The organism is Pseudomonas citri, from assembly GCF_025336485.1.
Classification (GTDB): domain Bacteria; phylum Pseudomonadota; class Gammaproteobacteria; order Pseudomonadales; family Pseudomonadaceae; genus Aquipseudomonas; species Aquipseudomonas citri.
Genome location: NZ_JAODAB010000017.1, coordinates 68,798 through 94,434, shown reverse-complemented (window position 1 = coordinate 94,434; position 25,637 = coordinate 68,798). Strand labels below are relative to the sequence as shown.

General features: G+C 62.0%; 22 protein-coding genes. 13 read left to right on the top strand and 9 right to left on the bottom strand.

Annotation, left to right across the window (positions count from 1 at the left end; genetic code table 11):
• Window position 1: 1 nt before the first annotated feature.
• The 7 genes from N4Q37_RS18605 to N4Q37_RS18575 all read left to right on the top strand — a co-directional run bounded on the left by N4Q37_RS18605 (window position 2) and on the right by N4Q37_RS18575 (window position 8,709).
• Window positions 2–1,846 (top strand): ABC transporter ATP-binding protein, encoded by a 1,845-nt coding sequence (locus N4Q37_RS18605; protein ID WP_260960992.1) that lies wholly within the window; start codon window positions 2–4, stop codon window positions 1,844–1,846.
• The gene (locus N4Q37_RS18600) at window positions 1,843–2,151 is read left to right on the top strand and encodes a (2Fe-2S)-binding protein (RefSeq protein WP_260960991.1); all 309 of its coding nucleotides are present in this window, start codon (window positions 1,843–1,845) and stop codon (window positions 2,149–2,151) included. Before N4Q37_RS18605 ends, N4Q37_RS18600 begins: the two co-directional genes overlap by 4 nt.
• Window positions 2,133–3,524, top strand: coding sequence for an FAD/NAD(P)-dependent oxidoreductase (locus N4Q37_RS18595; RefSeq protein WP_260960990.1), 1,392 nt, complete (start codon window positions 2,133–2,135; stop codon window positions 3,522–3,524). Before N4Q37_RS18600 ends, N4Q37_RS18595 begins: the two co-directional genes overlap by 19 nt.
• The gene (locus N4Q37_RS18590) at window positions 3,521–4,687 is read left to right on the top strand and encodes an NAD(P)/FAD-dependent oxidoreductase (protein ID WP_260960989.1); all 1,167 of its coding nucleotides are present in this window, start codon (window positions 3,521–3,523) and stop codon (window positions 4,685–4,687) included. The genes N4Q37_RS18595 and N4Q37_RS18590 overlap by 4 nt, the downstream gene beginning before the upstream one ends.
• Entirely contained in the window at window positions 4,684–5,841 is a 1,158-nt protein-coding gene (gene argE / locus N4Q37_RS18585; protein WP_260960988.1) for an acetylornithine deacetylase, read from the top strand. Before N4Q37_RS18590 ends, argE begins: the two co-directional genes overlap by 4 nt.
• A 290-nt stretch (window positions 5,842–6,131) precedes the next feature.
• Window positions 6,132–7,589 carry an NAD-dependent succinate-semialdehyde dehydrogenase gene (locus tag N4Q37_RS18580; RefSeq protein WP_260960987.1) on the top strand — a complete coding sequence of 486 codons (1,458 nt, stop codon included), beginning with the start codon at window positions 6,132–6,134 and terminating at the stop codon, window positions 7,587–7,589.
• Window positions 7,590–7,629: 40 nt separating this feature from the next.
• Entirely contained in the window at window positions 7,630–8,709 is a 1,080-nt protein-coding gene (locus N4Q37_RS18575; protein WP_260960986.1) for a tartrate dehydrogenase, read from the top strand.
• Between the two features lie 179 nt (window positions 8,710–8,888).
• On the opposite strand, the gene N4Q37_RS18570 is transcribed toward N4Q37_RS18575, so the two are convergent.
• The 5 genes from N4Q37_RS18570 to N4Q37_RS18550 form a co-directional block, all read right to left on the bottom strand.
• Complete coding sequence (locus tag N4Q37_RS18570; protein ID WP_260960985.1) at window positions 8,889–9,596, bottom strand: cupin domain-containing protein; 708 nt, start codon at window positions 9,594–9,596, stop codon at window positions 8,889–8,891.
• A gap of 25 nt (window positions 9,597–9,621) precedes the next feature.
• Window positions 9,622–10,479, bottom strand: a complete 858-nt coding sequence (locus tag N4Q37_RS18565) for a GNAT family N-acetyltransferase (protein ID WP_260960984.1) — start codon at window positions 10,477–10,479, stop codon at window positions 9,622–9,624.
• 254 nt (window positions 10,480–10,733) lie between these two features.
• On the bottom strand, window positions 10,734–11,819 hold the full coding sequence (locus tag N4Q37_RS18560; protein ID WP_260960983.1) for a DUF6161 domain-containing protein: 1,086 nt from the start codon (window positions 11,817–11,819) through the stop codon (window positions 10,734–10,736).
• Complete coding sequence (locus tag N4Q37_RS18555) at window positions 11,816–12,901, bottom strand: hypothetical protein (protein ID WP_260960982.1); 1,086 nt, start codon at window positions 12,899–12,901, stop codon at window positions 11,816–11,818. Before N4Q37_RS18555 ends, N4Q37_RS18560 begins: the two co-directional genes overlap by 4 nt.
• A 75-nt stretch (window positions 12,902–12,976) precedes the next feature.
• Entirely contained in the window at window positions 12,977–13,903 is a 927-nt protein-coding gene (locus N4Q37_RS18550) for a 2-hydroxyacid dehydrogenase (RefSeq protein WP_260960981.1), read from the bottom strand.
• 198 nt (window positions 13,904–14,101) lie between these two features.
• Between N4Q37_RS18550 and gabT the strand changes: the two genes are divergently transcribed.
• From gabT to N4Q37_RS18535, 3 genes are all read left to right on the top strand, one after another.
• Window positions 14,102–15,394 (top strand): 4-aminobutyrate--2-oxoglutarate transaminase, encoded by a 1,293-nt coding sequence (gabT, locus tag N4Q37_RS18545; RefSeq protein WP_260960980.1) that lies wholly within the window; start codon window positions 14,102–14,104, stop codon window positions 15,392–15,394.
• A 64-nt stretch (window positions 15,395–15,458) separates the two neighbouring features.
• The gene (locus tag N4Q37_RS18540; RefSeq protein ID WP_260960978.1) at window positions 15,459–16,115 is read left to right on the top strand and encodes a 2-haloalkanoic acid dehalogenase; all 657 of its coding nucleotides are present in this window, start codon (window positions 15,459–15,461) and stop codon (window positions 16,113–16,115) included.
• Window positions 16,116–16,160: 45 nt separating this feature from the next.
• Window positions 16,161–16,649 carry an Lrp/AsnC family transcriptional regulator gene (locus tag N4Q37_RS18535; protein WP_003203167.1) on the top strand — a complete coding sequence of 163 codons (489 nt, stop codon included), beginning with the start codon at window positions 16,161–16,163 and terminating at the stop codon, window positions 16,647–16,649.
• Window positions 16,650–16,800: 151 nt separating this feature from the next.
• Here the strand turns inward: N4Q37_RS18535 and N4Q37_RS18530 are convergent, their stop codons facing one another.
• Both N4Q37_RS18530 and N4Q37_RS18525 read right to left on the bottom strand, forming a co-directional pair.
• Window positions 16,801–17,754: an alpha/beta fold hydrolase gene (locus tag N4Q37_RS18530; protein WP_260960976.1), complete on the bottom strand. Its 954-nt coding sequence runs from the start codon at window positions 17,752–17,754 to the stop codon at window positions 16,801–16,803.
• 237 nt (window positions 17,755–17,991) lie between these two features.
• Window positions 17,992–18,171: a PA1571 family protein gene (locus tag N4Q37_RS18525; protein WP_024777905.1), complete on the bottom strand. Its 180-nt coding sequence runs from the start codon at window positions 18,169–18,171 to the stop codon at window positions 17,992–17,994.
• A gap of 245 nt (window positions 18,172–18,416) precedes the next feature.
• On the opposite strand from N4Q37_RS18525, the gene N4Q37_RS18520 reads away from it, so the two are divergent.
• A complete protein-coding gene (locus N4Q37_RS18520; protein WP_260960975.1) occupies window positions 18,417–20,198 on the top strand; it encodes an ABC transporter transmembrane domain-containing protein in 1,782 nt (593 codons plus the stop codon).
• 109 nt (window positions 20,199–20,307) lie between these two features.
• On the opposite strand, the gene N4Q37_RS18515 is transcribed toward N4Q37_RS18520, so the two are convergent.
• A complete protein-coding gene (locus N4Q37_RS18515) occupies window positions 20,308–22,236 on the bottom strand; it encodes a transglycosylase SLT domain-containing protein (RefSeq protein ID WP_260960974.1) in 1,929 nt (642 codons plus the stop codon).
• 213 nt (window positions 22,237–22,449) lie between these two features.
• On the opposite strand from N4Q37_RS18515, the gene N4Q37_RS18510 reads away from it, so the two are divergent.
• Entirely contained in the window at window positions 22,450–24,366 is a 1,917-nt protein-coding gene (locus N4Q37_RS18510) for an ATP-binding cassette domain-containing protein (protein ID WP_260960973.1), read from the top strand.
• 12 nt (window positions 24,367–24,378) lie between these two features.
• On the opposite strand, the gene N4Q37_RS18505 is transcribed toward N4Q37_RS18510, so the two are convergent.
• Entirely contained in the window at window positions 24,379–24,819 is a 441-nt protein-coding gene (locus N4Q37_RS18505; RefSeq protein WP_260960972.1) for a universal stress protein, read from the bottom strand.
• A 102-nt stretch (window positions 24,820–24,921) separates the two neighbouring features.
• On the opposite strand from N4Q37_RS18505, the gene N4Q37_RS18500 reads away from it, so the two are divergent.
• Window positions 24,922–25,359 (top strand): hypothetical protein, encoded by a 438-nt coding sequence (locus N4Q37_RS18500; RefSeq protein WP_260960970.1) that lies wholly within the window; start codon window positions 24,922–24,924, stop codon window positions 25,357–25,359.
• Window positions 25,360–25,637 lie beyond the last annotated feature (278 nt).

The window sequence follows — 25,637 nt, the reverse complement described above, 5'->3', positions numbered from 1 at the left end:
GATGAGCCAGTTGATTCGAGTCGAGAACCTTCGTGTGGTCGCCTGTGGCGAGCGCCGCGAGGTGGAGATCGTCAAGGGGGTGAGTTTTTCCCTGGAGAAAGGCGAGGTGCTGGCACTGATCGGCGAGTCCGGCTCCGGCAAGACCACCATTGCCCTGGCGCTGCTGGGTTACGCCCGGCGCGGTTGTCGCCTGGCCGGCGGCGTGGTGCAGGTCGGCGAGCACGACATGCTGGCCCTCAGCGAAGGCGAGTTGCAGGGATTGCGCGGTAATCGAGTGTCGTACATCGCCCAGAGTGCCGCCGCCGCGTTCAACTCGGCGAAAAAACTCATCGACCAAGTGGTGGAGGGCGCGTTGATCCATGGCCTGGGCAGCCGCGCCATGCTCGAAGCCAAGGCCATCGAGTTGTTCCGCGACCTGGCGCTGCCGGACCCCGAACGCATTGGCCAGCGTTATCCTCACCAGGTCTCCGGCGGGCAATTGCAGCGGGTGATGGCGGCCATGGCGCTGATCAGCGATCCGCTGCTGGTGGTGCTCGACGAGCCGACCACGGCCCTGGACGTGACCACCCAGATCGACGTACTGCGCGCTTTCAAGCGTGTGGTGCGCGAGCGTGGCGCGACGGCGGTCTACGTGTCCCATGACCTGGCCGTGGTGGCGCAAATGGCCGACCAGATCGTCGTGCTCAATGGCGGCCAGATTTTCGAGCATAGCGCCACCGCGCGGCTGCTCAAGGACCCGTCGCACACCTACACCCGCAGCCTGTTGGCGGCGGCACGGCCCGACACGACGATTCGTCCGCCGTGCGGCGTGGCCGAGGACACGCCACTGTTGACCATCCAGGGCATGACTGCCGGCTATGGCAACAAGACTCCGCGAGGCCTGCCGGCGATTCCTGTGCTGGAAGACATCGACCTGACGGTGCGCCGGGGCCAGGCCATCGGTGTGATCGGCGAGTCGGGCTCGGGTAAGTCGACCCTGGCGCGCGTCGTGGCCGGGCTGTTGCCGCCGGCACTCGGTGGGCTGACGTTCGATGGCCATCCGCTGGGCGGCAGTCTGTCCGAGCGCACCGACGAACAGTTCCGGCGTATCCAGATGGTGTTCCAGAATGCTGACACCGCGCTCAACCCCATGCACAGCATCAGCACCCTCCTGAGCCGGCCGTTGAAGATGTATTTCGGCCTCAAGGGCGCTGCCTTGCGCGAGCGTATCGGTGAGCTGCTCGACCTGGTGCGCTTGCCCCGGGACATCGCCGAACGCCGCCCGAGCGAACTTTCCGGTGGGCAAAAGCAGCGGGTCAACCTGGCTCGCGCGCTGGCGGCCAAGCCGGACCTGATCCTCTGCGATGAAGTCACTTCGGCGCTGGACACCGTGGTCGGCGCGGCGATTCTCGAACTGCTGCGCGACCTGCGCCAGCAACTGGGGGTGTCCTACCTGTTCATCAGCCACGACATCTCCACGGTGCGGGCGCTGTGCGATGACATCGTGGTGATGTACAGCGGCCACATGGTCCAGTCGGGCAAGCGCCAAGCCTTTGCCCAGGCGCCGTTCCATCCCTACACCGAGCTGTTGATCCATTCGGTGCCGGAGCTGCGTCAGGGCTGGCTGGAAAGCTGCGGGACGACGACGTGCGGCACGCTCCCGCCGTTGGCCGACAACGCCCAGGTGCCGGGGTTGTGCACGTTCCTCAATCGTTGCCCGGTGCGCGTCGACGGGGTGTGCAATCGCACCGCCCCGCCCCGGCGAACCCTCGACGGCGGCAGCGAAGTGCTCTGTCACCGCGACGGCGCCGAACTGCTCAAGCACCAACAGGATTCAAACAGCATGATCGTGGGAGCCTACGCATGAATGCGCGTTTCGTGAGGCTGGCCGAACAGGGCCGGCCTGTCGTCAAGTTGAAAGTCGATGGCGTGCCTGTCGAGGCGTTGAAGGGCGACACGCTGATGGTTGCGTTGCTGACCCATGGTCCGGTGTTGCGCCAGTCGGAGTTCGATCCGGGCAGTCGTGCCGGTTTCTGCCTGATGGGCGCCTGCCAGGATTGCTGGGTCTGGACCCGCAGCGGCGAGCGCCTGCGGGCCTGCTCCAGCGAAGTACGCGAAGGGCTGGACATCATCACTGAGCAACCGGAGGCGATATGGCCACTGCGCGGCTGAACACATATCGCGTCGCCATCGTCGGCGCCGGGCCGGCGGGTATCCGGTGTGCCCAGACCCTGGTTGCGGCAGGCCTCAAGCCGATCCTGATCGACGAAAACCGTCGCGATGGCGGACAGATCTACCGACGCCAACCCGAAGGCTTCACCCGTGACTACGCCACGCTGTACGGCACCGAGGCCGACAAGGCCCGCGACCTGCACGAGAGCTTCGACCGCCTGCGCCCGCAGATCGACTACCGTCCGGACACCCTGGTGTGGAACCTGACGCCGGGGCAATTATGCTGCGTCTGCCAGGGCCGGCATTCGACGGTGGATTACGACGCGCTGGTCCTGTGCACCGGCGCCAGCGACCGCCTGATGCCCGTCGAGGGTTGGCAGTTGGGCGGCACCTACAGCCTCGGCGGGGCGCAGATCGCGTTGAAGGCCCAGGCGGTTTCCATCGGCCACCGCGTGGTGTTCATGGGCAGCGGGCCGTTGCTGTACCTGGTCGCCAGCCAATACCTCAAGGCCGGCGCCAACGTCGCGGCGGTGCTGGACACTTCGTCGCTGAGCCAGCGCATCAAGGCCTTGCCCAAACTCATGGCCCGTCCCGGGCTGTTGTTCACCGGCCTGAGACTGTTGGCGCAGCTGTACCGGGCAAAAGTGGCGGTGCACCTGGGGATTTCGCCGCTGAACATCCTGGGCGAGGCGACCTCGGGCGTCAGCGGCGTGCGGGTGCGTGGCGCGAGCGGGGAGACGTTGACGGTGGCGTGCGACGCGGTGGCGCTGGGTTATCACCTGCGCCCGGAAACCCAACTGGCCGACCTGGCGGGTTGTCGCATGCGCTTCGACGAGGCGTCGGGCCAATGGTGGCTGGACACGGACGAGTATGGGCGAACCTCGGTCGGCGGTGTGTATGCCGCGGGAGACGGTTCGAAGATCCGTGGCGCCGATGCCGCCGAGCAGGCCGGGCGCCTGGTCGCCTTGGCGCTGCTCGGCGATCTGCAACAGCCCGTGGATGCCGCGCTGGTTGCCGGGCAACGCCAGGCGCTCAAGGTCATGGACCGATTCCGCCTCGGTCTGGCCCAGGCATTTCCCTGGCCCGCCGCACAAGCCAAGGCCCTGCCGGACGAGGCCATTGTTTGCCGGTGCGAGATGATCACGGCTGGCGAGTTGCGCCGCACCGTCAGCGAAAAGGGCGCCTGCGAAGTCAACCGGGCCAAGGCGTTCAGCCGGGTCGGCATGGGCCGCTGCCAGGGCCGTTATTGCTCCCAGGCCGGCGCCGAGGTTATCGCCGCGGCGGCCGGCGTCGATGTCCAGGAGGTGGGACGACAACGCGGCCAGGCGCCGGTCAAGCCGCTTTCGATGCTGACTCAGGAGGTGGCGCCATGACGGTCGAAAAAGCCGATGTGGTGATTGTGGGTGGAGGCTTGATGGGTTCGGCGGCTGCATTTTTCCTGCGCCGACGCGGCCGCTCGGTGATCCTGCTGGAGCGCGACCAGATCGGGCAGTACGCCAGCGGCGTGAACTTCGGCAACGTGCGGCGCCAGGGGCGGTTTCTCGGGCAGCTGGAACTGGCGAACCGCTCCTGGGCCTTGTGGAAGCGCTTGCCGGAACTGATCGACGACGACCTGGAGTTCATCGCCAGCGGGCACATGCGTGTGTGTTATCGCGAGGATGAGATCCCGGAGCTTGAAGCCTATGCGGCGGCCCCGGAAGCGGCGCAGCTGGATTTGCAGATCTACCGCGGCAGCGAGCTGCACGCGCGTTTTCCGTTTCTCGGCAAGGACGTCAAGGGCGGCTCCTATGCGCCTCACGACGGTCACGCCAACCCGCGCCTGGCGGCCCCGGCCTTTGCCCGCGCGGCGCGGCGGCTTGGTGCACGCATCGAAGAGCGCACGGAAGTGGCCGACGTGCAGAAAGCCAACGGCGGCGAATTCAGCATCAGCACCACCGATGGTCGCCAGTTCAGCGCCGCCCAACTGCTGATCACCGCCGGCGCCTGGGGCCAGAAGCTCTCGGCGCAGTTCGGTGAGCCCGTGCCACTGGAGGCCAACGGCCCGCAAATGGCGGTCACCGAACCGGTGCCTTATGCCTTGCCAACCGTCATCGGCGTGTATACCAGGATCCCCGAGGAAGTGATCTATTTTCGCCAGATTCCCCGGGGCAACATCATCATTGGCGGCGGCTACCGCTGCAAACCGGACATGCTCAACCGCCGGGCTTATGTCGAGCCGCGCAGCACCCTCAACCAGTTGGAGCAGATGCGGCGCCTGCTGCCGGGTGTCGGCAACCTGAACATCATCCGCGTGTGGAGCGGCATCGAAGGCTACTTGTCCGACTCCCTGCCGATCATGGGGGCCAGCGGCAATGTCGACGGTCTGTACTATGCGTTCGGCTTCAGCGGCCACGGCTTCCAGCTTGGTCCGGGCGTGGGCGATGTCATGGCCGAACTGATCAGCACCGGCAGCACCGGCACGCTGATCGAGCCGTTCTCCATTCGTCGGTTCGCCTCTTCAGCCGAATCAGCCGAAAAACGGAGCAAAGCCTCATGAAGCCCCGTGTGCTAGCCATTTTCGAACGCCTGCTGGCGTTTGAAACGGTCTCTTCGGAGTCGAACCTGCCCTTGATCGAGTATGTGCGCGAGTTGCTGTCGAGCAAGGGCATCGAGTCGTTGATCGTCAAGGATGAAAACGGCAAGAAGGCCAACCTGTTCGCCAGTACCGGGCCGCGTGAAAGGCCTGGGATCCTGCTGTCCGGACACACCGACGTAGTGCCGGCGGCGGGGCAGGCCTGGACCGTCCCGGCGTTCCAGGCGACGTTGCGGGACGGGCGGATTTACGGGCGTGGCAGCTGTGACATGAAAGGCTTCATCGCGATTGCCCTCGACGCCATGCTCGACGCTGCCGAACATGCCCTGTCCCGACCGCTGCAACTGGCGCTGTCCCACGACGAAGAGATCGGTTGCGTGGGGGTGCGCCGTTTGCTCGACGTGCTGCACCTGGCGCCGATCCGGCCATTTTTGTGCGTGATCGGCGAGCCGACCAACATGCAGTTCGTGCTTGGCCACAAGGGCAAGGGGTCCTATCGCACCTACTGCCGTGGCCTGGAAGCACATTCGTCCCTGGCGCCGCGCTCGGTCAATGCGATCCACGTGGCCTGCGACTTCATCACGGCGCTGCGCCAGAGCCAGCAGCAGTTGCAGGAGCAGGGTGCCCAGGACGCCGATTACGACGTGCCTTACAGCACGGTGCATGTCGGGCAGATCGTCGGCGGCAAGGCGCTGAACATCGTGCCGAACCTGTGCACGCTTGATTTCGAAGTGCGCAACTTGCCGGCCGATGACCTGGGCCTGTTCCTGGAGCAACTGCGCGAGCGTGCCGAAGCCATTGTGCGCGAGGCGAAAAAACTCTCCAGCGTGGCGGACATCGAGGTCCAGACCCTGAACGTCTATCCCGGTCTCGACACCCACCCCAGCGTCGAGGCCGTGCGTTTTCTGAAAAACTTCGCCGCCCCGGACACCGGCACCGCCAAGGTCTCCTTCGGCACCGAGGGAGGCCTGTTCAAGCAACGCCTGGACGTCCCCGTCGTGGTCTGCGGCCCGGGCTCCATCGAACAGGCGCACAAGCCCGACGAGTTCATTGAAGTCAGCCAGATGGACGCGGCGGAACGGTTTCTGGAAGGGTTGCTCGGCTCCCTGAAAATCTAAGCCATACACAGAAAAAATGTGGGAGCACACCTGTGGGAGCACAGCTTGCTCGCGATGAACGATGACACGGTCTTGATCGATGTCGCCTGATCCACCGTCATCGCGAGCAAGCTTTGCTCCCACAGTGCTCAGTGCTCAGTGCTCAGTGTTCAGTGTTTGGTCGGGGGGCTCGGTAGAGCCTGCCGTCCCACCTCGAAACTTCAGCATCCAACACTGCCCCAACCCCGCTTTCAGCATCCTGCCCCGTGGCATCTCCCTAGACTGGAGCTACCTCGGAACAGGACGCGACCATGCTCAAGACTCAATTGAAAGACCCCAGCCTGCTGGCGGAGCGGGCGTACATCGACGGGCAGTGGGTGGCGGCGGACGATGCAGCCACCCTCGACGTCATAGATCCGGCCACCGGCCAGGTGCTGGCCCGTGTACCCGCGATGCAAGGCGTGGAAACCCGGCGTGCCATCGAGGCCGCCGAGCGCGCCTGGCCAGCATGGCGCGCGCGTCCGGCGGCGGAGCGGGCAACGCTGTTGGAGCGCTGGTATCAGGCCATGATGGACAACCTCGACGACCTCGCGCTGATCATGACCTGTGAACAGGGCAAGCCGTTGAGCGAAGCCAAGGGCGAAATCCGCTATGGCGCCGGTTTCGCCAAATGGTTCGCCGAAGAGGCCCGGCGGATCTACGGCGACACCATCCCCACGCCCAGCGGCGACCGACGCCTGCTCACGCTCAAGCAACCGGTGGGTGTCTGCGCCGCCATCACACCGTGGAATTTTCCCAACGCGATGATCACCCGCAAATGCGCCCCGGCCCTGGCGGCGGGCTGTCCGGTGATCGTCAAGCCGTCTGACCTGACGCCCTTGTCCGCCTTGGCGCTGGCGGTGCTGGCCGAGCGGGTCGGGATTCCCGCCGGGGTGTTCAACGTCGTGACCGGGCTGCCCGCCGGCATCGGCGAAGAACTGACCGGCAACCCGACGGTGCGCAAAATCTCCTTTACCGGCTCAACGGCGGTCGGTCGACTGCTGATGCGCCAGAGCGCCGAGCACATCAAGCGTTTGAGCCTGGAACTGGGCGGCAACGCACCGTTCATCGTATTTGACGACGCGGACCTGGAGCAGGCCGTGGCGGGCGTCATGCTCAGCAAGTTTCGCAACGCCGGCCAGACCTGCGTCTGCGCCAACCGCATCCTGGTGCAGGATGGCATCTACGAGCGCTTTGCCGAGCGATTGGTGGAGGAGGTGGGCAAGCTCAAGGTGGGCAATGGCCTGGAGGCCAACGTGACGATCGGTCCGTTGATCAATCCCGCGGCGGTGAGCAAGGTCGCCCGGCACATCGACGATGCCTTGAACCAGGGCGCGCACCTGCTCTGTGGCGGTGTCCCGGAAGGCGACAATCAGTTCGTGCAACCCACGGTACTGGGCGAGGCCCACGCCGGGATGTTGCTGGCCAGCGAAGAAACCTTCGGCCCCGTTGCCCCGTTGATGCGCTTCACTACCGAAGAGCAGGCCTTGTCCCTGGCCAATGCCACGCCGTATGGCCTGGGCGCTTATTACTTCACCCAGGACCTGCGCCGTTCATGGCGTTTCGGCGAGGCGCTGGAGTTCGGCATGGTCGGTCTCAACACCGGCATCATCTCCATGGAGGTCGCGCCGTTCGGCGGCATCAAGCAATCGGGGCTTGGGCGCGAGGGCAGCAAGTACGGCCTGGATGAATACCTTGAAGTCAAAGCCTTTCACATCGGTGGGCTGTGATGCGGCCATCGTTTGAACGCACATTTGGGAGCCACGCTTGATGAGCAAACCATTTCGAATAGCCGCTATCGCCGGCGATGGCATCGGCAAGGAAGTCCTGCCGGAGGGGCTGCGGGTGCTGGAGCAGGCCGCGAAAAAGTGGCAGTTGTCGCTGGACATCGAAGTGCTCGATTGGGCCCATTGCGATTACTACTTGGAACACGGGCAGATGATGCCCTCCGACTGGTTCGAGCAGCTCAAGGGCTTTGACGCGATCTACTTCGGCGCCGTGGGCTGGCCGGACAAGGTTGCGGATCACATTTCCCTGTGGGGGTCGCTGCTCAAGTTCCGCCGCGACTTCGACCAGTATGTGAACATTCGCCCGGTGCGGCTGTTTCCGGGCGTGCCCTGCCCTTTGGCCGGGCGTAAGGTGGGGGACATCGATTTCGTCGTGATCCGCGAAAACACCGAGGGCGAATATTCTTCGGTTGGCGGCAAGATGTTCGAAGGCACCGAGCATGAATTCGTGCTCCAGGAGTCGGTGTTCACCCGGCGTGGCGTCGACCGGATCCTCAAGTTCGCCTTCGACCTGGCCCAGACCCGCCCGCGCAAGCGTCTGACGTCGGCGACCAAATCCAACGGGATCTCCATCAGCATGCCGTACTGGGACGAGCGCACGGCGCTGATGGCAGAGCAGTACCCGCAGGTGAAATGGGACAAGCAGCACATCGACATTTTGTGCGCCCGTTTCGTCCTGCAGCCTGATCGTTTTGACGTGGTGGTGGCGTCGAACCTGTTCGGCGACATTCTCTCCGACCTCGGCCCGGCCTGCGCCGGCACCATCGGCATCGCACCATCGGCCAACCTCGACCCGCAACGACGGTTTCCGTCGCTATTCGAGCCGGTGCATGGCTCGGCCCCTGATATCTATGGGCAGAACATCGCCAACCCGATTGCGATGATCTGGTCAGGTGCCTTGATGCTCGATTTCCTGGGGAACGGGGATGAGCGTTATCGGGCGGCCCATGACGGGATTCTCAAGGCCATCGAGCGGATAATTACCGAAGGGCCAATCACACCGGACCTAGGCGGGCAGGGCTCGACCCAGGACGTCGGCGGGGCTATTGCAGCGGCGCTTTGAAGCCAGGGGTTACTACAGTCCTTTTTGCCCGCTCACACTGCGGGCTTTTTTTGCATGGTCGGTTGTGGGAGCGGGCTTGCTCGCGAAAGCGGTGGGTCAGTTGGAGGTGATGTTGATGTTGATGGTGCCGACGCCATCGCGAGCGTGCTCGCGATGGTGGTGCTACTACCTGAATCCAACTACCTGACGGCGTAGAACTTGCGCACGTAGACGCTGCTCTTCCAGGCACAACGCGCATGCAGAGGAACGAATACCGTGTCGCCCGTGTTGACCATCAGGTCGCTGCCGTCGGCTGTCTGCAAGGTGACGCTGCCTTCGATCAGGTGCATCAATTCATGCAGCTTGTGGGGCCGGGCCCTGCGGGTGTAGGGGGTCGAATCCCAGACACCGATACGCAGGTCAGTCGCTTGCTCGACGAACAGGTTGTACGAACGACACTGCGGCGCCGGGCTGATCAGAATCTCGGCGTCGGGGGCGGCGGAAGGAGAGAGCAGGGTGTGCGACGGCAGCGCGGTGAGCCCGGGGTTGCTCGCTTCGACGGGTTGGGTGTCGGCACAGAAGGCCCATAGTGACTCGGGTTTAGCGTCGACCTCCACCGCCATGCCGCGGGCAATGACGGCGCTTTCACCGGGTTTGAGCTGGAGCGTCTGCTCCTGGCTGCGCAGGGTGACGGCCCCGGCATGCACCACGATCATTTCGCTGAAAGGATAGCGATCGACGCGGGTCTGGCCGCTCATCTTGACCACGCCGGCAGCCATGCCATCCTCCCCGGCATAGGCGATCAGTCGGTCGAACGGATCGTTGGCGCCCAACGAGGCCAGGATGAAAGTCGTGGCGGCAGGACTGCCATCGGCGTGGGCCAGGAGCACCGCAGTAGGTTCAGGCATGAAGGTGACTCTCCAGAAATGTATGTTAGCCAATGGCTTGGGTCACCAGCGCGAACTGTTGCACCGCGCCAGTGGCTTCAGGGGGGGCGCCGAGTGCCATCTGGGCGACGGTGTCGATTTGCTTGAGCCCGGCTTCTTCCAGAAAGGCCGCCAGGTCGCTGTCGGAAGGGATATCGATGCGCACGAAAGTATCCGGCACCCGGGTCAGCAGCTCTGCGATCATGTGCCGAGCCTGCTCCGGCGTTTGCGCAACGACCGGGCCAATGCTGCGACCACGCCCGAATGGGCGCAGCATGGCAAAGCCGCACAGGTGGCCGTTCTGCTCTATCACTACAGCATGCTCGACGATATCGAACAGGTCGTTCAGCACGGCGCTTCGATCCAGGCCGCTTCCGGCATTGGCCAGTTCGATCAGCTCGGCCTGATCGGCTTCGCTCAGCGGCCGGCAGCGTTCGCCCGCAGACAACGGCTGTGGTGCAAGCGACAGTGCCTGTCCCTGATGTTGCTGGATATGCCCGAAATCGACGAAGCCCTGACTGGCATACAACGGCGCACCGGCCAGCGTCGCGTTGAGAATGGCAGTGCGCGACCCGCAGGCCTCGATCGCCAGTTCCATCAGCTTGCGACCGATCCCCTGGCCCTGGTATTCGTCATCGACGATTACCAGGCCAATGGTGGCATAGCGTCCCTGGGTGCAAGTGAAAGCCGTCCCGATCAGCCGGCCCTGGTCCTCCACGACGAAGCCCTGGGCGACGCGCTGCAACATCGCCCAGTCTTCCAGGCGATGAGGCCATTTCAACTGCACGGACAAGGCATGGGCCGAAGGAACGTCGGCGGCGGTCATGGCGCGATAAAAATAGAGGGGGCGTTGCGAACTGGACATGGCGAATCACCATTGGAAAGGCACTTGATTGGACGGCTTTTTAGGCGTTGCAAGTGGTTGTATCTCACCTGAAACGAGGCCTGGCAAGGGGCTTCAATGGATTCGGCAGGTTTGGCAAGCAACGACGTCGGCGACCACATTTCTTGCTCGAAACGACGACTTGACCAGCAGTAAATACCGGGCCATGAGTCATGGCCCGGCCCGCTACGAGCAGTACATCACCGGGTTGGGCGGGCTGCTTTTCAGGTGCACAGTCAGGTCTTCTTGAAGGTGGAGAGCAGGTCGGTCAACCCTGGCATGGTCGGCCCCGACTCGTTGGAGATCAGCCCGGTCTCCGAACGACTGAACAAGGATTGGAGGATGATTTTCCTCGACTCCTCGTCAACTTGCGTGTCCTGGCTGAGCGTCAGGTACAGGTGCGTAAGTTGCTCGCGTTCTTCGGCGTCACGTTGCAAGTGAAATGCACTGAAAATCAACCGGGACAGTGTCTTGGCAGTGAAGGCCAGGGTCGACAGAAGTGCCACGAAAATGAGCGCGCCCTCCACCTGGTTGAGGGCAATCGGCGTGCGATCGCCACTCAACCAGATGTTGAAGGAGGTCCACAGGCTGATGACAGAAAAGAACAGGGTGATGCCGAGGATGCCCGTCCAGATGTAGCCACGTGTCTGGTGTTCATTGGCCTTTCTTGCCCAATACGTCGCCGGGCCTTCCAGTCGCAGCTTTTCCTGATAAGTGGCTTCCAGGGTGGCGAGACGCCCTGTCCAGGCCTCTTCTTCGGTTTCCTGCCAGTTGGCAAAGTCATCCATTTCCTTTCTGGCTTTCTTTACCAGCCGGGCTTTTGCCTTGAAGAAATTTGAATGGATGTCACGCAATATCGCGGTTTCCGAAGCGGAGCGCTGGGTGAGCGTACTGCGTGACGGAAGCTTGAACTCGTAGGCCGCCAGGTACCCGGTGAGGTCGTTGAAGGAGTGGAGCTTGTCACTCTTGTTCAGAAAGGTCGCGTCGTAAAAGCCATTGGCAACCTCGGGTTCGGTCGAATGAATCTCCAGCCACTTCAGCGTGGCGGCCGATCCGCGATAGACCCAGACCTCAGAAAGCTTTTCTTCCGGTGCTTCTTCGTAGATGTAGTCAAACTCTTCGGTCTTCAGCTCATACTCAAAAATCGCGAGGGTGCTGCTGATGTTCTCCAACGCTTGATGGCGCTCGAATCTTTCGTTCTTGAGTTCCTTGGCGGTGGCCTTCCAGAAAGACAGTTCCTCCCGGATGAATTCGTTCCGTTCGGTGGAGGTGGCAAAGTCGAAGTGTTCGCCACTCAAGGCGCTCAGGCGATAGGTTGTCATTGCGGACCCGACAAAGAGACATTCAAGGCGTGGATATACAGGTCATCCGCGTCAATGGCGCGCAAACTGACGAGGATCAGCGACAGGTAGAAGTAGCCAAATAGAAAAATCCACGTGGCAGCGACAATGCTCCGGCTGTCCGAAAATATGCTGTTCACGCGCGACGCCACGTTCCCGTGGGCGTTGTTGTTTCGTGCCGCGTACAGGATGCCGAACACCAGGAACTCCAATCGCTGACTTTCCCCGGACAACGAGGGCGCTTGCATCTTGGGCTTGCCGAGGTTGTCGAACTGGTCAATGGCGGGTATCCGGACAAGGATTTTTTTGATCTCCTTTCCAAGCGCGTGGGTGATTTTCCGGGACTTTTCGCTGTCGGTTATTCCGTAGCTGACGTCCGTTTTGTCCGGGGTCTCGCTGAGGGTGCACAACGCCGAATAGGCTTGGCCAAAGGTCCAGTAGAAGTGGTTGAACATCACTGGGAATTTGCTTTTGAAGGTTTTGTATGAAGACGAAATATGGATTTTTCTTATCTGGTTCGCTTTCGTCGTGTCGAGCTCGTTGTGTTTCTCGATCGCCATGCCCTTGAGGATGTAAGAAGCGACGAAATGGAGGGTCTTGTCGGGCAGGCGTCCGATGAAGTCCAGGGTAATGTCTGCGGGCGTGCTGGAAGCGGCGGCCAAGCTTGCGTCCGGCGGCAATGCGATGTTCGCCTGCATGAACTTGTTGATTTCGGCCAGGGATTTTTCAATGGCTTTGGAGTCGCCAAGACTTTCCGCATTGCCGGACGACTTCATATACAGATCGTTGTAGCAGCTGTTCGTCGCGGTCCATAGGTAAGTAAACGCCATGTCCGGTCTGCGTGGGAGACAGGAGTAGCTGTCAATAAGGGCCGTGGCCGCGATGTAGGGGATCTTGTGGGGGTCGAGTGCCCAGCTGACTGGATTCAAGTAGTTGAACCGAGTGAACCAGGCGAGTGCGGCGTGATCGTTGGGCAACAGATTTTTTTCATGGGCTTCACGGGTGTAAGCGGTTACAAGCGTGTGAAGTGCCACCAATCGCTGTGTCCTGGTCGTTTGCTTCATGCATGCTGGTCCTTCAGATGGCTTGAAGGCCGGATGCTATCATTTTGCTATGTCCCTACGGTAGCAGCGGTTTCTTCAATAATTGCGTGCCCGATCCACCAAGCCCAGCATCGCCTCACCCCGTTGATGCCGGCGGATATTCTCCAGCAACACACCAAACGCGCTTTCGGGCTGGGTCATCGCTGCGATATGCGGGGTCAGCAGGATCTGCGGGTGATGCCAGAACGGGTGCTCCGGCGCTGCCGGTTCCTGTTCCAGCACGTCGAGCACGGCGGCGCTGAGTTGGCCGTCGGCGAGTGCTTCAAGCAGGTCTGCCTCCACCAGATGCCCGCCGCGGCCCATGTTGACCAACGCCGCGCCCCTGGGCAGGTACTGGAACAGTTGCCGATTGAGAATCCCCCGGGTCTGTTCGGTCAGTGGCAGGACGCACACCACGATGTCGCACTGACCAAGAAAGGCCGGCAGTTGTTTGTCACCGGCGAAGCACGCCACGGCGTCAATGCGATGCTCGCTGCGAGCCCAGCCCGACAAGGTGAACCCAAAGGTCTTCAAAGTGGCGAGTATCTGCCGCGCTTGCAAACCCAGGCCCATGACGCCGATCCGGCGTTGCGCCGCGGGCACCAGCCGGTGCGCCTGCCAGCGGCGCGCGGTCTGTTGCTGGCGATAACGCAACATGTCCCGGTGCAGGCTGAGCACGGCGAAACTGGCGTATTCGCACATGCCTTGGCTGATGCCGGGGTCGAGCAGGCGCACGACTGGTAACGTCGGCGGCAAACGGCTGAGGTCGAGTTGATCCACTCCCGCCGACAAGGCAAACAGCACTTGCAGGTTCGGCAGCAATGTTTCGAGGTCATCCGGTGCCTGCCAGGCTGCCAGGTAGCGAACGTCCTTCGGGTCGCCCATGTCCGGCCAGGCGCGCCATGGGATATCCGGCGCCTGTTCGGCGAACAGCCGCCGCCAGTGTTCGCCGCGTACCGGGTCAGCTTTATAGAGCAGTGCCATGGGTCATTTCTCGCCGGGGATTTGAGGAGCATCAAGCATGCCTCAACGGCTCTGGAGGATTCTGCTGTTTGCCGGGGTGTAAACAGTCGATCCGGATTTCTCGACGGCTAAGTTCGGCGTAGACCTTCGCGTCGAACCCTTAACCTGTGGACACACCGCAACCGCTTTTGGGTGCGAGGCTCACGACGGGAAATGCCAATGAACAGTAAAGTCGAAGAAACCCCCAGCCTGCTGCGTCAGCGTGATCGATTCGTGCCCCGTGGCCTGGTCACCGCGCACCCGCTGGTGATCGACCGCGCCCAAGGGGCGCAGTTGTGGGATGTGGACGGTAAGCGTTACCTGGACTTCGTCGGCGGTATCGGTGTGTTGAACATCGGCCACAATCACCCCAAGGTGGTCGCGGCGGTGCAGGCTCAACTGCAGAAAGTCTCCCATGCCTGTTTCCAGGTCGTGGCCTACCAGCCTTACCTGGACCTGGCCCAGCGCCTGTGCGAAATGATCGGCGGCCAGCAGGCCTATAAAGCGGCGTTCTTCACCTCCGGCGCCGAAGCGGTGGAAAACGCCGTGAAGATTGCCCGGGCCCACACTCATCGTTCGGCGGTGATCGCCTTTCGCGGCGGTTTCCATGGCCGCACCTTGCTCGGCACCACGTTGACCGGGATGAGCCAGCCCTACAAACAGAATTTCGGCCCGTTCGCGCCGGAGGTTTTCCATACGCCCTACCCGAACGCTTATCGCGGCGTCACCAGCGCGATGGCGCTCCAGGCACTGGACGAGCTGCTGGCCACGCAAGTGGCGCCGGAGCGCGTCGCGGCGATCATCATCGAGCCGGTGCAGGGCGACGGCGGTTTTCTTGCGGCCCCTGCCGAGTTCTTGCAGGGCCTGCGGGCACTGACCGAAAAGCATGGCATTGTGTTGATTCTCGATGAGATCCAGACCGGTTTCGGGCGCACCGGCAAATGGTTCGGTTTCCAGCACGCCGGCATCCAGCCGGATCTCGTCACAGTCGCCAAGAGCCTGGCCGGTGGCTTGCCCTTGTCTGGTGTGGTCGGCAAGGCCGAGATCATGGACGCGCCGCTGCCTGGCGGGTTGGGGGGCACTTACGGCGGTAACGCACTGTCCTGCGCGGCGGCGCTGGCGGTGATCGAAGCCTACGAGCAGGAACATCTACTGGCCCGTGGCGACGTCCTGGGTGAACGCCTGCGCCAGGGCCTGCTGCGCCTGCAAAGCCGTTACCCGCAGATCGGCGATGTGCGCGGCAGCGGTTTCATGCTGGCGATTGAGTTGATCAAGCCTGACGAGGCGCGCACCCCGGATGCCGATCTCAACCAGCGCCTGATCGATGAAGCCCGGGCCGGTGGCTTGCTGGTGATCAAGTGCGGGGTGTACCGCAACGTCCTGCGCTTCCTGGCGCCGCTGGTGACCAGCGAGGCGCAGATCGACGAAGCGTTGCAGATTCTCGACGCCGCCCTGGCACGCGTTTTGGGCTGATGCCTCAAGGGCTGTGGCGGTGTATGGAGCGTTGAACGATGGGACATCATCGGAGGTTGCACAGATGAGGCTGACTGAATATCAGGCGTTGTTGATCGACTGCGATGAGGTCCTGGTGGATCGGGACTCCGGCGTCTGGGCGGCATTGCAGCCGCTGTTGGAGAACCATGGCGAGTCGCCGGACAAGGCGCAGGTGCTGGCCGAGTTCGACCAGGTGCTGCAAGCGTTGTACCCGCGCTTCGGCGAATTGGGCTTCAGCGGCTTGCTGTGTTTCGCCCATCGCCAATTGGCCGAGCGCTGGCAATTCAAGGCCAGTTGGGAGGAGGGTATGACGTTCTCACGGTCGGCCGCCGGCTGGTCGTTGTTCGAGGATGCCCCGGGGGCGATGCTCTACCTGCGCAAGTTCTATCGCCTGCTGGTACTCGGTGATCGCGATGCCGAGGATCGAGGGGTGTTGTGCGAGCGTTTGGGCATCGAGCCGGACGATTTCATTTCGCGGGCGAGCGACCCATTGCAGGACCGCGAGTGGCTGGCGGCGAACAAGCTTGAGGCCGAAGCTATTCTTCAGATAACCCGTCCCGGTGCCGGTACTCGCAGGGTAGGGGCGGTTTGCCTGATCTGCCGCAACCTCGACACGCCGCCCCAGCCGTGCGCGGCAGACTACTGCATCAACAGCATGGCGGACCTGGTGGCTCAGCATCAGTTGTCTTTACGTCGCTGATTTTGTTAGAAGATCGTCCTAAGAACGGCAGGCAAGAGGTATGCGATGGAAGGTTTAGCGAAACTGGACCGGATCGACATCAGCATTTTGGTAGAGCTGCAAAAAGATGGCCGCATGACCAACGTCAGCCTGGCCGACGCGGTGGGCTTGTCCGCCAGCCCATGTCTGCAACGGGTCAAACGGTTGGAGTCGCTAGGGTACATCTCCAGCTACAAGGCCCATCTGAACCTGGCCAAGATCACCGATTCGGTAACGGTCTTCACCGAGGTCACCTTGAGCGACCACAAACGCGAGGACTTCGCCAAGTTCGAATCCAACATCCGCCTGGTTGATGAAGTGCTCGAATGCCACCTGATCAGTGGTGGCTATGACTACCTGGTGCGCTTCATGACCCGCAGCATCCAGGATTACCAGGACGTGATGGAAAGCTTGCTGGACAAGAACATCGGCATTTCCAAGTACTTCAGCTACATCGTCATCAAGTCGCCGGTACGCAAGGACGAGATTCCGCTGCGCAAGTTGTTGCGGCACTAAACCCCTGCCCCTCTGAAAACAAATGTGGACGCGAGGGTGAGCCGCGACCTTGCATCCAGCCCGGCCCCTCTGGGCGAGCTTGCTCGCGATGACAACGGTACATTCACCACCGCCTTCGCGAGCAAGCCCACTCCCATCAGGAATCAGGCTGTCATTCCTTGAGGAACGTCAGCAGATCCTGATTCAACCGTTCCTTGTGCGTTTCGGTCAAACCATGGGGCGCGCCGGGATAGACGATCAGTCGCGCACCCTTGATCAGCGCCGCCGAGGCCCGACCGGAAGCATCGATCGGCACGATCTGGTCGTCGTCGCCATGGATCACCAGGGTCGGCACATCGAACTTCTTCAAGTCGCCACGGAAATCGGTGGCCGAGAATGCAGCGATCGAGTCATAGGTATTCTTGCTGCCACCTTGCATGCCCTGGGCCCAGAAGGACTGGATCAAACCCTGGGACGGCTTGGCGCCCTTGCGGTTGTAGCCGTAGAAGGGGCCGGAGGCGATGTCCAGGTAAAGCTGCGAGCGGTTCTCCAGGGACCCCTTGCGCAAGCCGTCGAACACTGCCATCGGGAGGCCGCCGGGGTTGGTGTCGGTCTTGAGCATCAACGGCGGCACCGAGGACACCAGCACGGCTTTCTTCACCCGAGCGGTGCCGTGGCGACCGATGTAGCGGGCCACTTCACCGCCGCCGGTCGAGAACCCCACCAGGGTTACGTCCTTCAGGTCCAGCGCTTCGATGACCGCCGCCAGGTCATCGGCGTAGTGGTCCATGTCGTTGCCTTCCCAAGGCTGACTGGAACGGCCGTGGCCGCGACGGTCATGGGCAATGACGCGATAACCCTTGGAGGCGAGGAACATCATCTGCGCTTCCCAGCTGTCGGAGTTCAATGGCCAGCCGTGGCTGAAGGTCACGACCTGGCCATTACGCGGGCCCCAGTCCTTGTAGTAGAGCTGCACGCCATCCCGGGTGGTGATGTAGCTGGCAGACTGGACCACGCTGCCCACGGCGGAGACGCTGGCATCGGCCTGGACCGGCGAAGCGGCTTCGGCGCTGAGGGTTGCCAGGGCCAATGCGGTGACGGCCAGGGTGCGTTTGAATGTGTTCATCGTTGCTCTCTCCATAAGGTTGGTTTGTTCTGCGGCGACCTGTTCGATCGCGTTGGTGGGCAGATTAGAGAGAGGGGTGGGGATCGAGAACTGCATGATATCGATAGCAACTATAGGGATAACAGATACCTGGGTTATTTCGTCCAATCATGAGCCGTAGCGCGAAACACCGTGGCGAGGGGGCTTGAGGCACAAAAAACCCGACATCGAGGTCGGGTCCAATGAAGACGGGTTGTGTCACTTTTGTTCGGCAGGCTTGACCAGTCGCTTTTCCAGTTCGCTGCAGGCTTTCTGGATCATCTCTTCGGTGATCGGTACTTCGCGCCCTTGGGCATCGATGAACGAGCAGCCCAGGGACTGGTCCGGTTGCGTGCGGATCACTTGAATCTTGTCGTCGCTGCTATGTTGCAAGGACATGGCCTGTCTCCTCATCAGGTTGTGTGCCCACTTTAATGTCGCCAGGTGACCGAGCCATGACATTCCCTGTAGGTTCATGACGACACCTCCACTCAATCAGAAACACAGTTGCGTTTCCAGCCAGACTTTAGACCGATAACATCTACCCGCTAGTCGATGTGGTCATATTTAACCTGACTCATTCTGATTCAACAGGGTTGCGCCGTGCTTGGCGCTGCCGATCACTTTCCCCGTTGCATGACCGGATGCCATTGATGCTTTCTGCCCAACATCGCCGTGCCCTACGCCTGGCCAGCGGCTTTCTCGCTCCTTACCGCAAACAGGTTGTCGGCGCCTTGCTGGCCCTGGTTGTCACAGCCGGTATTACCTTGTCCATGGGCCAAGGCATCCGGTTGTTGGTGGACCAAGGCTTCATGACTCGCTCTGTGCACTTGCTCAACCAGTCCATCGGCCTGTTCATGCTGCTGGTGTTGGGATTGGCCATCGGTACCTTTTCCCGCTTTTACTTGGTGTCCTGGATTGGCGAGCGGGTGGTGGCCGATATCCGCCGGCAGGTGTTCAATCACCTGGTGTACCTGCATCCGGGGTTCTACGAGGACAACCGCAGTTCGGAAATCCAGTCGCGCCTGACCGCCGACACCACGTTGTTGCAGTCCGTGATCGGTTCGTCGTTGTCGTTGTTCTTGCGCAACGCCTTGATGGTGCTGGGCGGCATCGTGCTGTTGTTCGTCACCAACCCCAAGCTCACCAGCATCGTGGTCGTTGCCTTGCCGCTGGTGCTGGCGCCGATTCTGGTCTTCGGCCGTCGGGTGCGCAGTTTGTCACGCCAGAGCCAGGACCGGATTGCCGACGTGGGCAGCTACGTCTCCGAGACCCTCGGCCAGATCAAGACCGTGCAGGCCTACAACCATCAGGTTCAGGATGAGCGCCGTTTTGCCGTCACCGTGGAGCAAGCCTTCGACACCGCCCGCAAGCGCATCGCCCAGCGAGCGTGGCTGATTACCCTGGTGATCGTGCTGGTGCTGGGTGCGGTGGGCGTGATGCTGTGGGTCGGAGGCATGGACGTGATCGCCGGGCGCATCTCCGGCGGCGAGCTGGCGGCCTTCGTGTTCTACAGCCTGATCGTCGGCAGTGCCTTCGGCACCTTGAGCGAAGTCATCGGCGAACTGCAACGGGCCGCCGGTGCGGCCGAGCGGATTGCCGAATTGTTGCGTTCGCAGAACATCATCCAGCCGCCGACCTCGGGCCTGGTGACCTTGCCTGCGCGAGTGCGGGGAGACTTGCGCCTGGAGGGCGTGCGTTTTTCCTATCCGTCACGACCGGACAGCTTCGCCGTCGACGGCCTGGACCTGACCGTCAAGGCGGGAGAAACCCTTGCGCTGGTCGGGCCATCCGGTGCGGGCAAATCGACGGTGTACGATTTGCTGCTGCGCTTCTATGACCCGGCGCAAGGGCGGATTCTCATCGACGAGGTGCCGCTGACCCAACTCGATCCCTTGGACCTGCGCCGGCACTTCGCCCTGGTTTCGCAGAACCCGGCGCTGTTTTTCGGAACGGTCGAGGAAAACATCCGCTACGGCAATCCCGATGCTACCGCCGAACAGGTGCGCGAAGCCGCCCGGATCGCTCATGCCCACGACTTCATCGAAAAAATGCCCGGCGGTTACCAGACCCACCTGGGTGATGGTGGTCTGGGCCTGTCCGGCGGTCAGCGCCAACGGCTGGCCATCGCCCGCGCGCTGCTGGTGGACGCGCCGATCCTGCTGCTGGACGAAGCCACCAGTGCTCTCGACGCACAAAGCGAACACCTGATCCAGCAAGCTCTGCCCAACCTGATGAAAAACCGCACCACCCTGGTCATCGCCCATCGCTTGGCCACGGTGAAAAACGCCGACCGGATCGCAGTGATGGACCAGGGCAAGGTGGTGGCCGTGGGCACTCACCAGGAACTGGTCGCCAGCAATGCGCTGTATGCGCGGTTGGCGGCGTTGCAGTTCAATACTGACCGAGAATCGGCAGTCGACTGAAGGTCTGTGGGAGCCCTGTGGGAGCATTGATCAACTAGCCGACCAAAAAAATGCCCCTATCATTCGCTAGGGGCATTTTTTTCTTTCAGCAATAGCTAGCCGCTAACCCTCACTGATCATCAAAGTACCGCTCATGCCAGTCCACCAACGGTTGCGGCGAGTTGAGTTTCTGGCCGTAGATCACCGAGTATGACAACACGTTCTGCACGTATTGGCGGGTTTCGTCGAAGGGGATGCTTTCGACCCAGACGTCGAAGCTCAGGTGATCGGCGCCCCGCAGCCATTGGCGTACGCGACCGGGACCGGCGTTGTAGGCCGCCGAGGCCAGGACGCGGTTGCCGTTGAACTGGCTATGGACCTGGCTCAGGTAAGCGGCGCCGAGCTGGATGTTCTTGTCCGGGTCCAGCACCTGTTTCGGCGAGGCCAGTGGGATACTGAATTTGCGTGCGGTTTCCTTGGCGGTGCCGGGCATCAGCTGCATCAGGCCGGCGGCACCGACACCGGAGCGGGCGTCATCCATGAAGGCGCTTTCCTGACGGGTAATGGCGAACGCCCAACTTGGATGCAAGCCGCGGATCTTGGCTTCGCGCACCAGGGTGTCGCGATGGGCCATCGGGAAGCGGATATCCAGGTCATCCCAGTACTTGGCCTGGCTGATGGTTCGAATGGCCGGGAAATACCATTTCAGGTCATAGGCCAGCTTCGCCTGGGCAACCATTTCGTCGCGGTTGAAGTGACGGCTGACGTGATACCACTCGCGACGGCCCTCGACGATTTCCCCGCGGGCATGGAACTCAAGCGCACGACGCACGCCCGGTGTGTTGCGGACCTTATTGATCAACGCCTGGCTCATCACCAGCGGCTTATTGGCGAGCGAATAAGGGGATTGGGCGCGGTCGGCGGCCAGGAAGCCATAGAAGTCCCGCTCACGGGCCAGATGCTTGTAGAGCGTCAGCGCCTCGGGGTTCTGCGGTTGCGCCAACTCCAGCGTGCGGGCCTGCCAATAACGCCAGCGGTTGGTGCTGGACAGCGATTCGGGCAGGCGTCGGGTCAGTTGGTAGGCATCGTCCCAGCGAGCCAGGCGCAGCAGCAGGCGCAGGCGCCATTCGGAAACGGTATCGTCGCGCAGTTCCGGGTCGTATTTTGTCATCACGTCCAGGGCACGGCTGTCGAAGCGCTTGGCCAGGGCCAGGCCGATTTCCCGGGCAATCGCAACTTTTTCATCCCGGGAAAAATGCATGGTGCTGGCGTAGCCGTCCAGCAGCGTCATCGCTTGTTCCGGATCCTGGCGAGCCAGGCGGCGCAGGCCGAGGCTGACGATATCGGACATGGGCTCATCGGCCGGATTGAAGCGTGAGGGCTGGTTGAGCAGTTCGGGTTTTTGCGCTACGTCCACCAGCAATTTGCCGCGAGGGGCGAGGGTGGTCAGGCCGCTGACCAGGCTGTTGGCCAGGGGATAGTTGCGAGCCTGGGCGGCCAGCTTGGCCCGTTCCCAGCGCTTCTGTTCGGTCAGTTGGCCCTGGCTGGCCCAGAGACCGAACAATGCATCGCACGCCTGTGGCTGGGATTTGCCGGTGAGCCACAGCTTTTCGGTATTGGCATAGCCTTCGGCCTTCAGGCCATGGTTGAGCTGGTATTGCGCGTTGAGGCAGTCCAGCTCGGTGAAATTGAGCTTGGGGTCGTAATACTTGACGAAGGTGTCCCAGTCGCCGCGCTCGGTCAGCCACCGCAGCCAGCGTAGCTTCATCCAGTTGGCTTGGGGCAGGTCGCCGTGCTCGGCGAGGAATTGCTCGATTTCGGTGTTGCTGGCGCTCTTGAGGCGGGCGGTCAGTTCGTCGTAGGCCAGGTACGGCTCCAGCGGATAATCGCGCAGGGCCTGGCTGTAGCGCAAATAGGGGCCTGAATCGCCCTTGGCCAAGGCGCGCTTGGCCTCGTCGTAGTATTGGCGCTGAGTGGAGATATCCACCGCCTGAGCGGACTGGACGGCAGTGGCACATACAAAAAGACAAGACAAAACACTGAAAAGGCGACTGCTCATGATGCGTCCGGGCAGAAAAAACATGACAAGCCCAAGGCAAAACCCAGGGTAACTGTCTGTAGCTTAGCCTTTTGCCAGCAGCCGGCGAAAGCTTTGCAGGGCCGTCAGTGCAAGTTCGCAACATTTGTTGTGCAGAGTGCTTCGGCGACGAAATTGACGGCCTCCTGGTGCTGCATCTCAGGTAGAATGCGCGCCCGGTTTTTGGAGAAGCTCATGACCCTGCTCAAATTCAGCGATGTGTCCCTTGCGTTCGGCGCCATGCCGTTGTTGGACAAGGTGTCCTGGCAGATCGCCCGTGGTGAGCGGGTGTGCATCATCGGCCGCAACGGCACTGGTAAATCCAGCATGATGAAGCTGGTCAAGGGTGACCAGAAGCCCGACGACGGCTCGGTCTGGCGTGCGCCCGGCCTGAAGATCGGTGAATTGCCCCAGGAACTGCCGGCAGCCGACGAGCGGACCGTGTTCGACGTGGTCGCCGAAGGCCTGGACGGTGTCGGCGCACTGCTGGCCGAATATCACCACTTGAGCCAGAACATCGTCACCGATGCCGACCTGGACAAGCTGATGCATGTCCAGCACGACCTCGAAGCCCGCGATGGCTGGCGCTTGCAGCAATTGGTCGACAGCACCCTGAGTCGCCTGCAGCTGCCGGCCGACAAGACCCTCGCCGAGTTGTCCGGTGGCTGGCGTCGCCGGGTCCTGCTGGCCCAGGCCCTGGTGTCCGAGCCGGACCTGCTGCTGCTCGACGAACCGACCAACCACTTGGACATCGGCGCCATCGCCTGGCTTGAAGAAGCCCTGAAGGACTTTCAGGGGGCCGTGCTGTTCATCACTCACGACCGTTCCTTCCTGCAAAACCTGGCAACGCGCATCCTCGAGCTGGATCGTGGCGGCCTGATCGACTGGAACGGCGACTACGCCAGCTTCCTGGTACACAAGGAAGCCGTGCTGGCGGCGGAAGAAACCGCCAACGCCTTGTTCGACAAGCGCCTGGCCCAGGAAGAAGTCTGGATCCGCCAGGGCATCAAGGCCCGACGTACCCGTAACGAAGGTCGCGTGCGGGCCCTCAAGGCCCTGCGGGTGGAGCGCAGCGAGCGCCGTGAGCGCACCGGCAAGGCCAATATCCAACTGGAAACGGCGGAAAAATCCGGCAAGCAGGTCATGGTGCTGGAGAACGTCAGCTTCGCCCACCCGGACGGCCCGTTGCTGGTCAAGAATTTCTCCATGGTCCTGCAACGCGGTGACCGCATCGGCCTGCTCGGCGCCAACGGCACCGGCAAGACGACCCTGCTCAAGCTGATGCTTGGCGGCCTGGTGCCGACCAGTGGCACGGTGGAGGAGGGCACGAAGATCGATGTCGCTTACTTTGACCAGTTGCGCCATCAATTGGACCTGGAAAAGACCGTGATCGATAACGTGGCCGAGGGTCGCGATTTCATCGAGATCGATGGTCAGAGCCGCCATGTACTGAGCTACCTGGGCGACTTCCTGTTCAGCCCGCAGCGTGCCCGTACGCCGGTCAAGGCGCTGTCCGGCGGCGAGCGCGCCCGTCTGTTGCTGGCCAAGCTGTTCAGCAAACCGGCCAACCTGCTGGTGCTCGACGAACCGACCAACGACCTCGACGTAGAAACCCTTGAGCTGCTCGAAGAGGTGCTGCTGACATTCAGCGGAACGGTGTTGATGGTCAGCCACGACCGGGCGTTCCTCGATAACGTGGTCACCAGCACGCTGGTGTTCGAAGGCGAAGGCTTGGTTCGCGAGTACGTCGGTGGTTATCAGGACTGGCTGCGCCAGGGTGGTTCGCCGCGCCTCTTGGGCGTGACCGAGAGCAAATCCGGCAAGGCTGACCTGAACTCGGCGGTGGTCAAGGCCGAGCCCGCTCCAGTTGCCGCCGCCGCTCCGGCACCGACGAAGAAAAAGCTCAGCTACAAGCTACAGCGCGAGCTGGAGGCACTGCCGGGCGAGATCGACGCGAAGGAAGCGCAGATCGCCGGGGTGGAGTCTGAAATGGCTGACCCGGGCTTCTACCAGCGGCCCGCCGCCGAAACCGCCAAGGTCATCGCGCACCTGGAACAGCTGCAGGCCGAGCTGGATGCCCTGGTGGAGCGTTGGGCCGAGCTGGACGCCTGATCCGCGCAACCGTTACGTGCGCTTGACCAGGTGCACCGCCAGGACATCGCAAGGGGCGCCGTGCAGTACGTCGTTGGCGGTCGAGCCCAGCAGCAGCGCCAGGCCGTGTCGGCCATGACTGCCCACCACGATCAGGTCGCATCCCTGTTTCTTGGCCAGGTCATGGATCTCCTGGCGCGGCTGGCCATAGGTCAGGTGGCTGTTGTCCTTTTTCAGCGCCGGGTACTTGGCAATCAATCGTTCGAGGCGTTCCTTGGCCTGGTCGAATTGCTGCTGTTGCAGTTGAGAAAGATCCATCGGCACATCGCCGCCAAAGGCCATGGCCATCGGCTCGACGATATGCACCAGCGATAGTTTGGTTTCCCGGCTTTCGCACAGGGCGAGGGCGCGTTTGACGACGGGATCGCATTCTTCAGTGAGGTCGACGGCAACCAGGATGTGTTCGTAGTACATGGAAAGCACTCCAGAGAATTGCGATACGGTAAGTATGGCTGGTTTCAAGCGCATTGACGGCGATGCAGGTCAATGGACTCATCAGAAGCGGGGAGTACGAATATGACGGTCTGGATAGTGCTGTCAATCCTGTTGGTGGTCCTGAGTCCATTGGCATGGTTGCGTCCATCCCGTGTGCAGAACGGTCGCATGGCCTTGCGCCTGGAGGCGCGACGCCTGGGTCTGGCCATGCAATTGGCCCCTCAGGAGTGGCCGCACTGGCTTGGCCAGCCGGCGCCAAGCCCGTGCGCTCAGTACCATCGGCCTAGGCGAGGCAGTCAACCGGCTTGCTGGAGCTACTGGCAAACGGCGCCGGGCGTCTGGGTCAATCAGTGGCGCGAAGCCTGCCAGGATCAGTCGTTGCTCAATCATTTCGAAAAATTGCCGGCCAATGTCTACAAAGTCGAGGCTGATCGGCAAATGATCGCCTTGTATTGGGGCGAAAAAGGCGAGTCCAGTGTGTTGCAGGCCATTGCCGACGTGCTCAAGGCGCTGGCCTAGTACGCTGGGCTGGGTCGCTGAAGCACGCATAAAAAAGCCCGACAGTCTCATCGGGCGGGTTGGCCAGGCAGGCCGGTAATCGATCTCATCTCAGGGCGTGCGTTCGTGACGTCCCTTCTCCTGTCTTCAATCGCGTTCCTGACAGCGTAGTCGGTCGGATCCGACGTGCCCGCAATTAGGGCGACTTTTCTAAATATTGATCCTATGAATAGGTGCTCATGCGGCGCCGTGTTGCGGACCCGCACGGTACGGAAAATGACCGCGAAGTCGCGTTCATG

Excerpts from the sequence above, each read along its gene's own strand:
- N4Q37_RS18600 (WP_260960991.1), top strand. The coding sequence starts at position 1,843 with ATGAATGCGCGTTTCGTGAGGCTGGCCGAACAGGGCCGGCCTGTCGTC.
- N4Q37_RS18520 (WP_260960975.1), top strand. The coding sequence starts at position 18,417 with ATGCCATTGATGCTTTCTGCCCAACATCGCCGTGCCCTACGCCTGGCC.
- argE (WP_260960988.1), top strand. The coding sequence starts at position 4,684 with ATGAAGCCCCGTGTGCTAGCCATTTTCGAACGCCTGCTGGCGTTTGAA.
- N4Q37_RS18575 (WP_260960986.1), top strand. The coding sequence starts at position 7,630 with ATGAGCAAACCATTTCGAATAGCCGCTATCGCCGGCGATGGCATCGGC.
- N4Q37_RS18510 (WP_260960973.1), top strand. The coding sequence starts at position 22,450 with ATGACCCTGCTCAAATTCAGCGATGTGTCCCTTGCGTTCGGCGCCATG.
- N4Q37_RS18560 (WP_260960983.1), bottom strand. The coding sequence starts at position 11,819 with ATGACAACCTATCGCCTGAGCGCCTTGAGTGGCGAACACTTCGACTTT.
- N4Q37_RS18565 (WP_260960984.1), bottom strand. The coding sequence starts at position 10,479 with ATGTCCAGTTCGCAACGCCCCCTCTATTTTTATCGCGCCATGACCGCC.
- N4Q37_RS18580 (WP_260960987.1), top strand. The coding sequence starts at position 6,132 with ATGCTCAAGACTCAATTGAAAGACCCCAGCCTGCTGGCGGAGCGGGCG.
- N4Q37_RS18605 (WP_260960992.1), top strand. The coding sequence starts at position 2 with ATGAGCCAGTTGATTCGAGTCGAGAACCTTCGTGTGGTCGCCTGTGGC.
- N4Q37_RS18525 (WP_024777905.1), bottom strand. The coding sequence starts at position 18,171 with ATGTCCTTGCAACATAGCAGCGACGACAAGATTCAAGTGATCCGCACG.
- N4Q37_RS18550 (WP_260960981.1), bottom strand. The coding sequence starts at position 13,903 with ATGGCACTGCTCTATAAAGCTGACCCGGTACGCGGCGAACACTGGCGG.
- N4Q37_RS18500 (WP_260960970.1), top strand. The coding sequence starts at position 24,922 with ATGACGGTCTGGATAGTGCTGTCAATCCTGTTGGTGGTCCTGAGTCCA.
- N4Q37_RS18555 (WP_260960982.1), bottom strand. The coding sequence starts at position 12,901 with ATGAAGCAAACGACCAGGACACAGCGATTGGTGGCACTTCACACGCTT.
- N4Q37_RS18590 (WP_260960989.1), top strand. The coding sequence starts at position 3,521 with ATGACGGTCGAAAAAGCCGATGTGGTGATTGTGGGTGGAGGCTTGATG.
- N4Q37_RS18535 (WP_003203167.1), top strand. The coding sequence starts at position 16,161 with ATGGAAGGTTTAGCGAAACTGGACCGGATCGACATCAGCATTTTGGTA.
- gabT (WP_260960980.1), top strand. The coding sequence starts at position 14,102 with ATGAACAGTAAAGTCGAAGAAACCCCCAGCCTGCTGCGTCAGCGTGAT.
- N4Q37_RS18530 (WP_260960976.1), bottom strand. The coding sequence starts at position 17,754 with ATGAACACATTCAAACGCACCCTGGCCGTCACCGCATTGGCCCTGGCA.
- N4Q37_RS18505 (WP_260960972.1), bottom strand. The coding sequence starts at position 24,819 with ATGTACTACGAACACATCCTGGTTGCCGTCGACCTCACTGAAGAATGC.
- N4Q37_RS18515 (WP_260960974.1), bottom strand. The coding sequence starts at position 22,236 with ATGAGCAGTCGCCTTTTCAGTGTTTTGTCTTGTCTTTTTGTATGTGCC.
- N4Q37_RS18570 (WP_260960985.1), bottom strand. The coding sequence starts at position 9,596 with ATGCCTGAACCTACTGCGGTGCTCCTGGCCCACGCCGATGGCAGTCCT.
- N4Q37_RS18595 (WP_260960990.1), top strand. The coding sequence starts at position 2,133 with ATGGCCACTGCGCGGCTGAACACATATCGCGTCGCCATCGTCGGCGCC.
- N4Q37_RS18540 (WP_260960978.1), top strand. The coding sequence starts at position 15,459 with ATGAGGCTGACTGAATATCAGGCGTTGTTGATCGACTGCGATGAGGTC.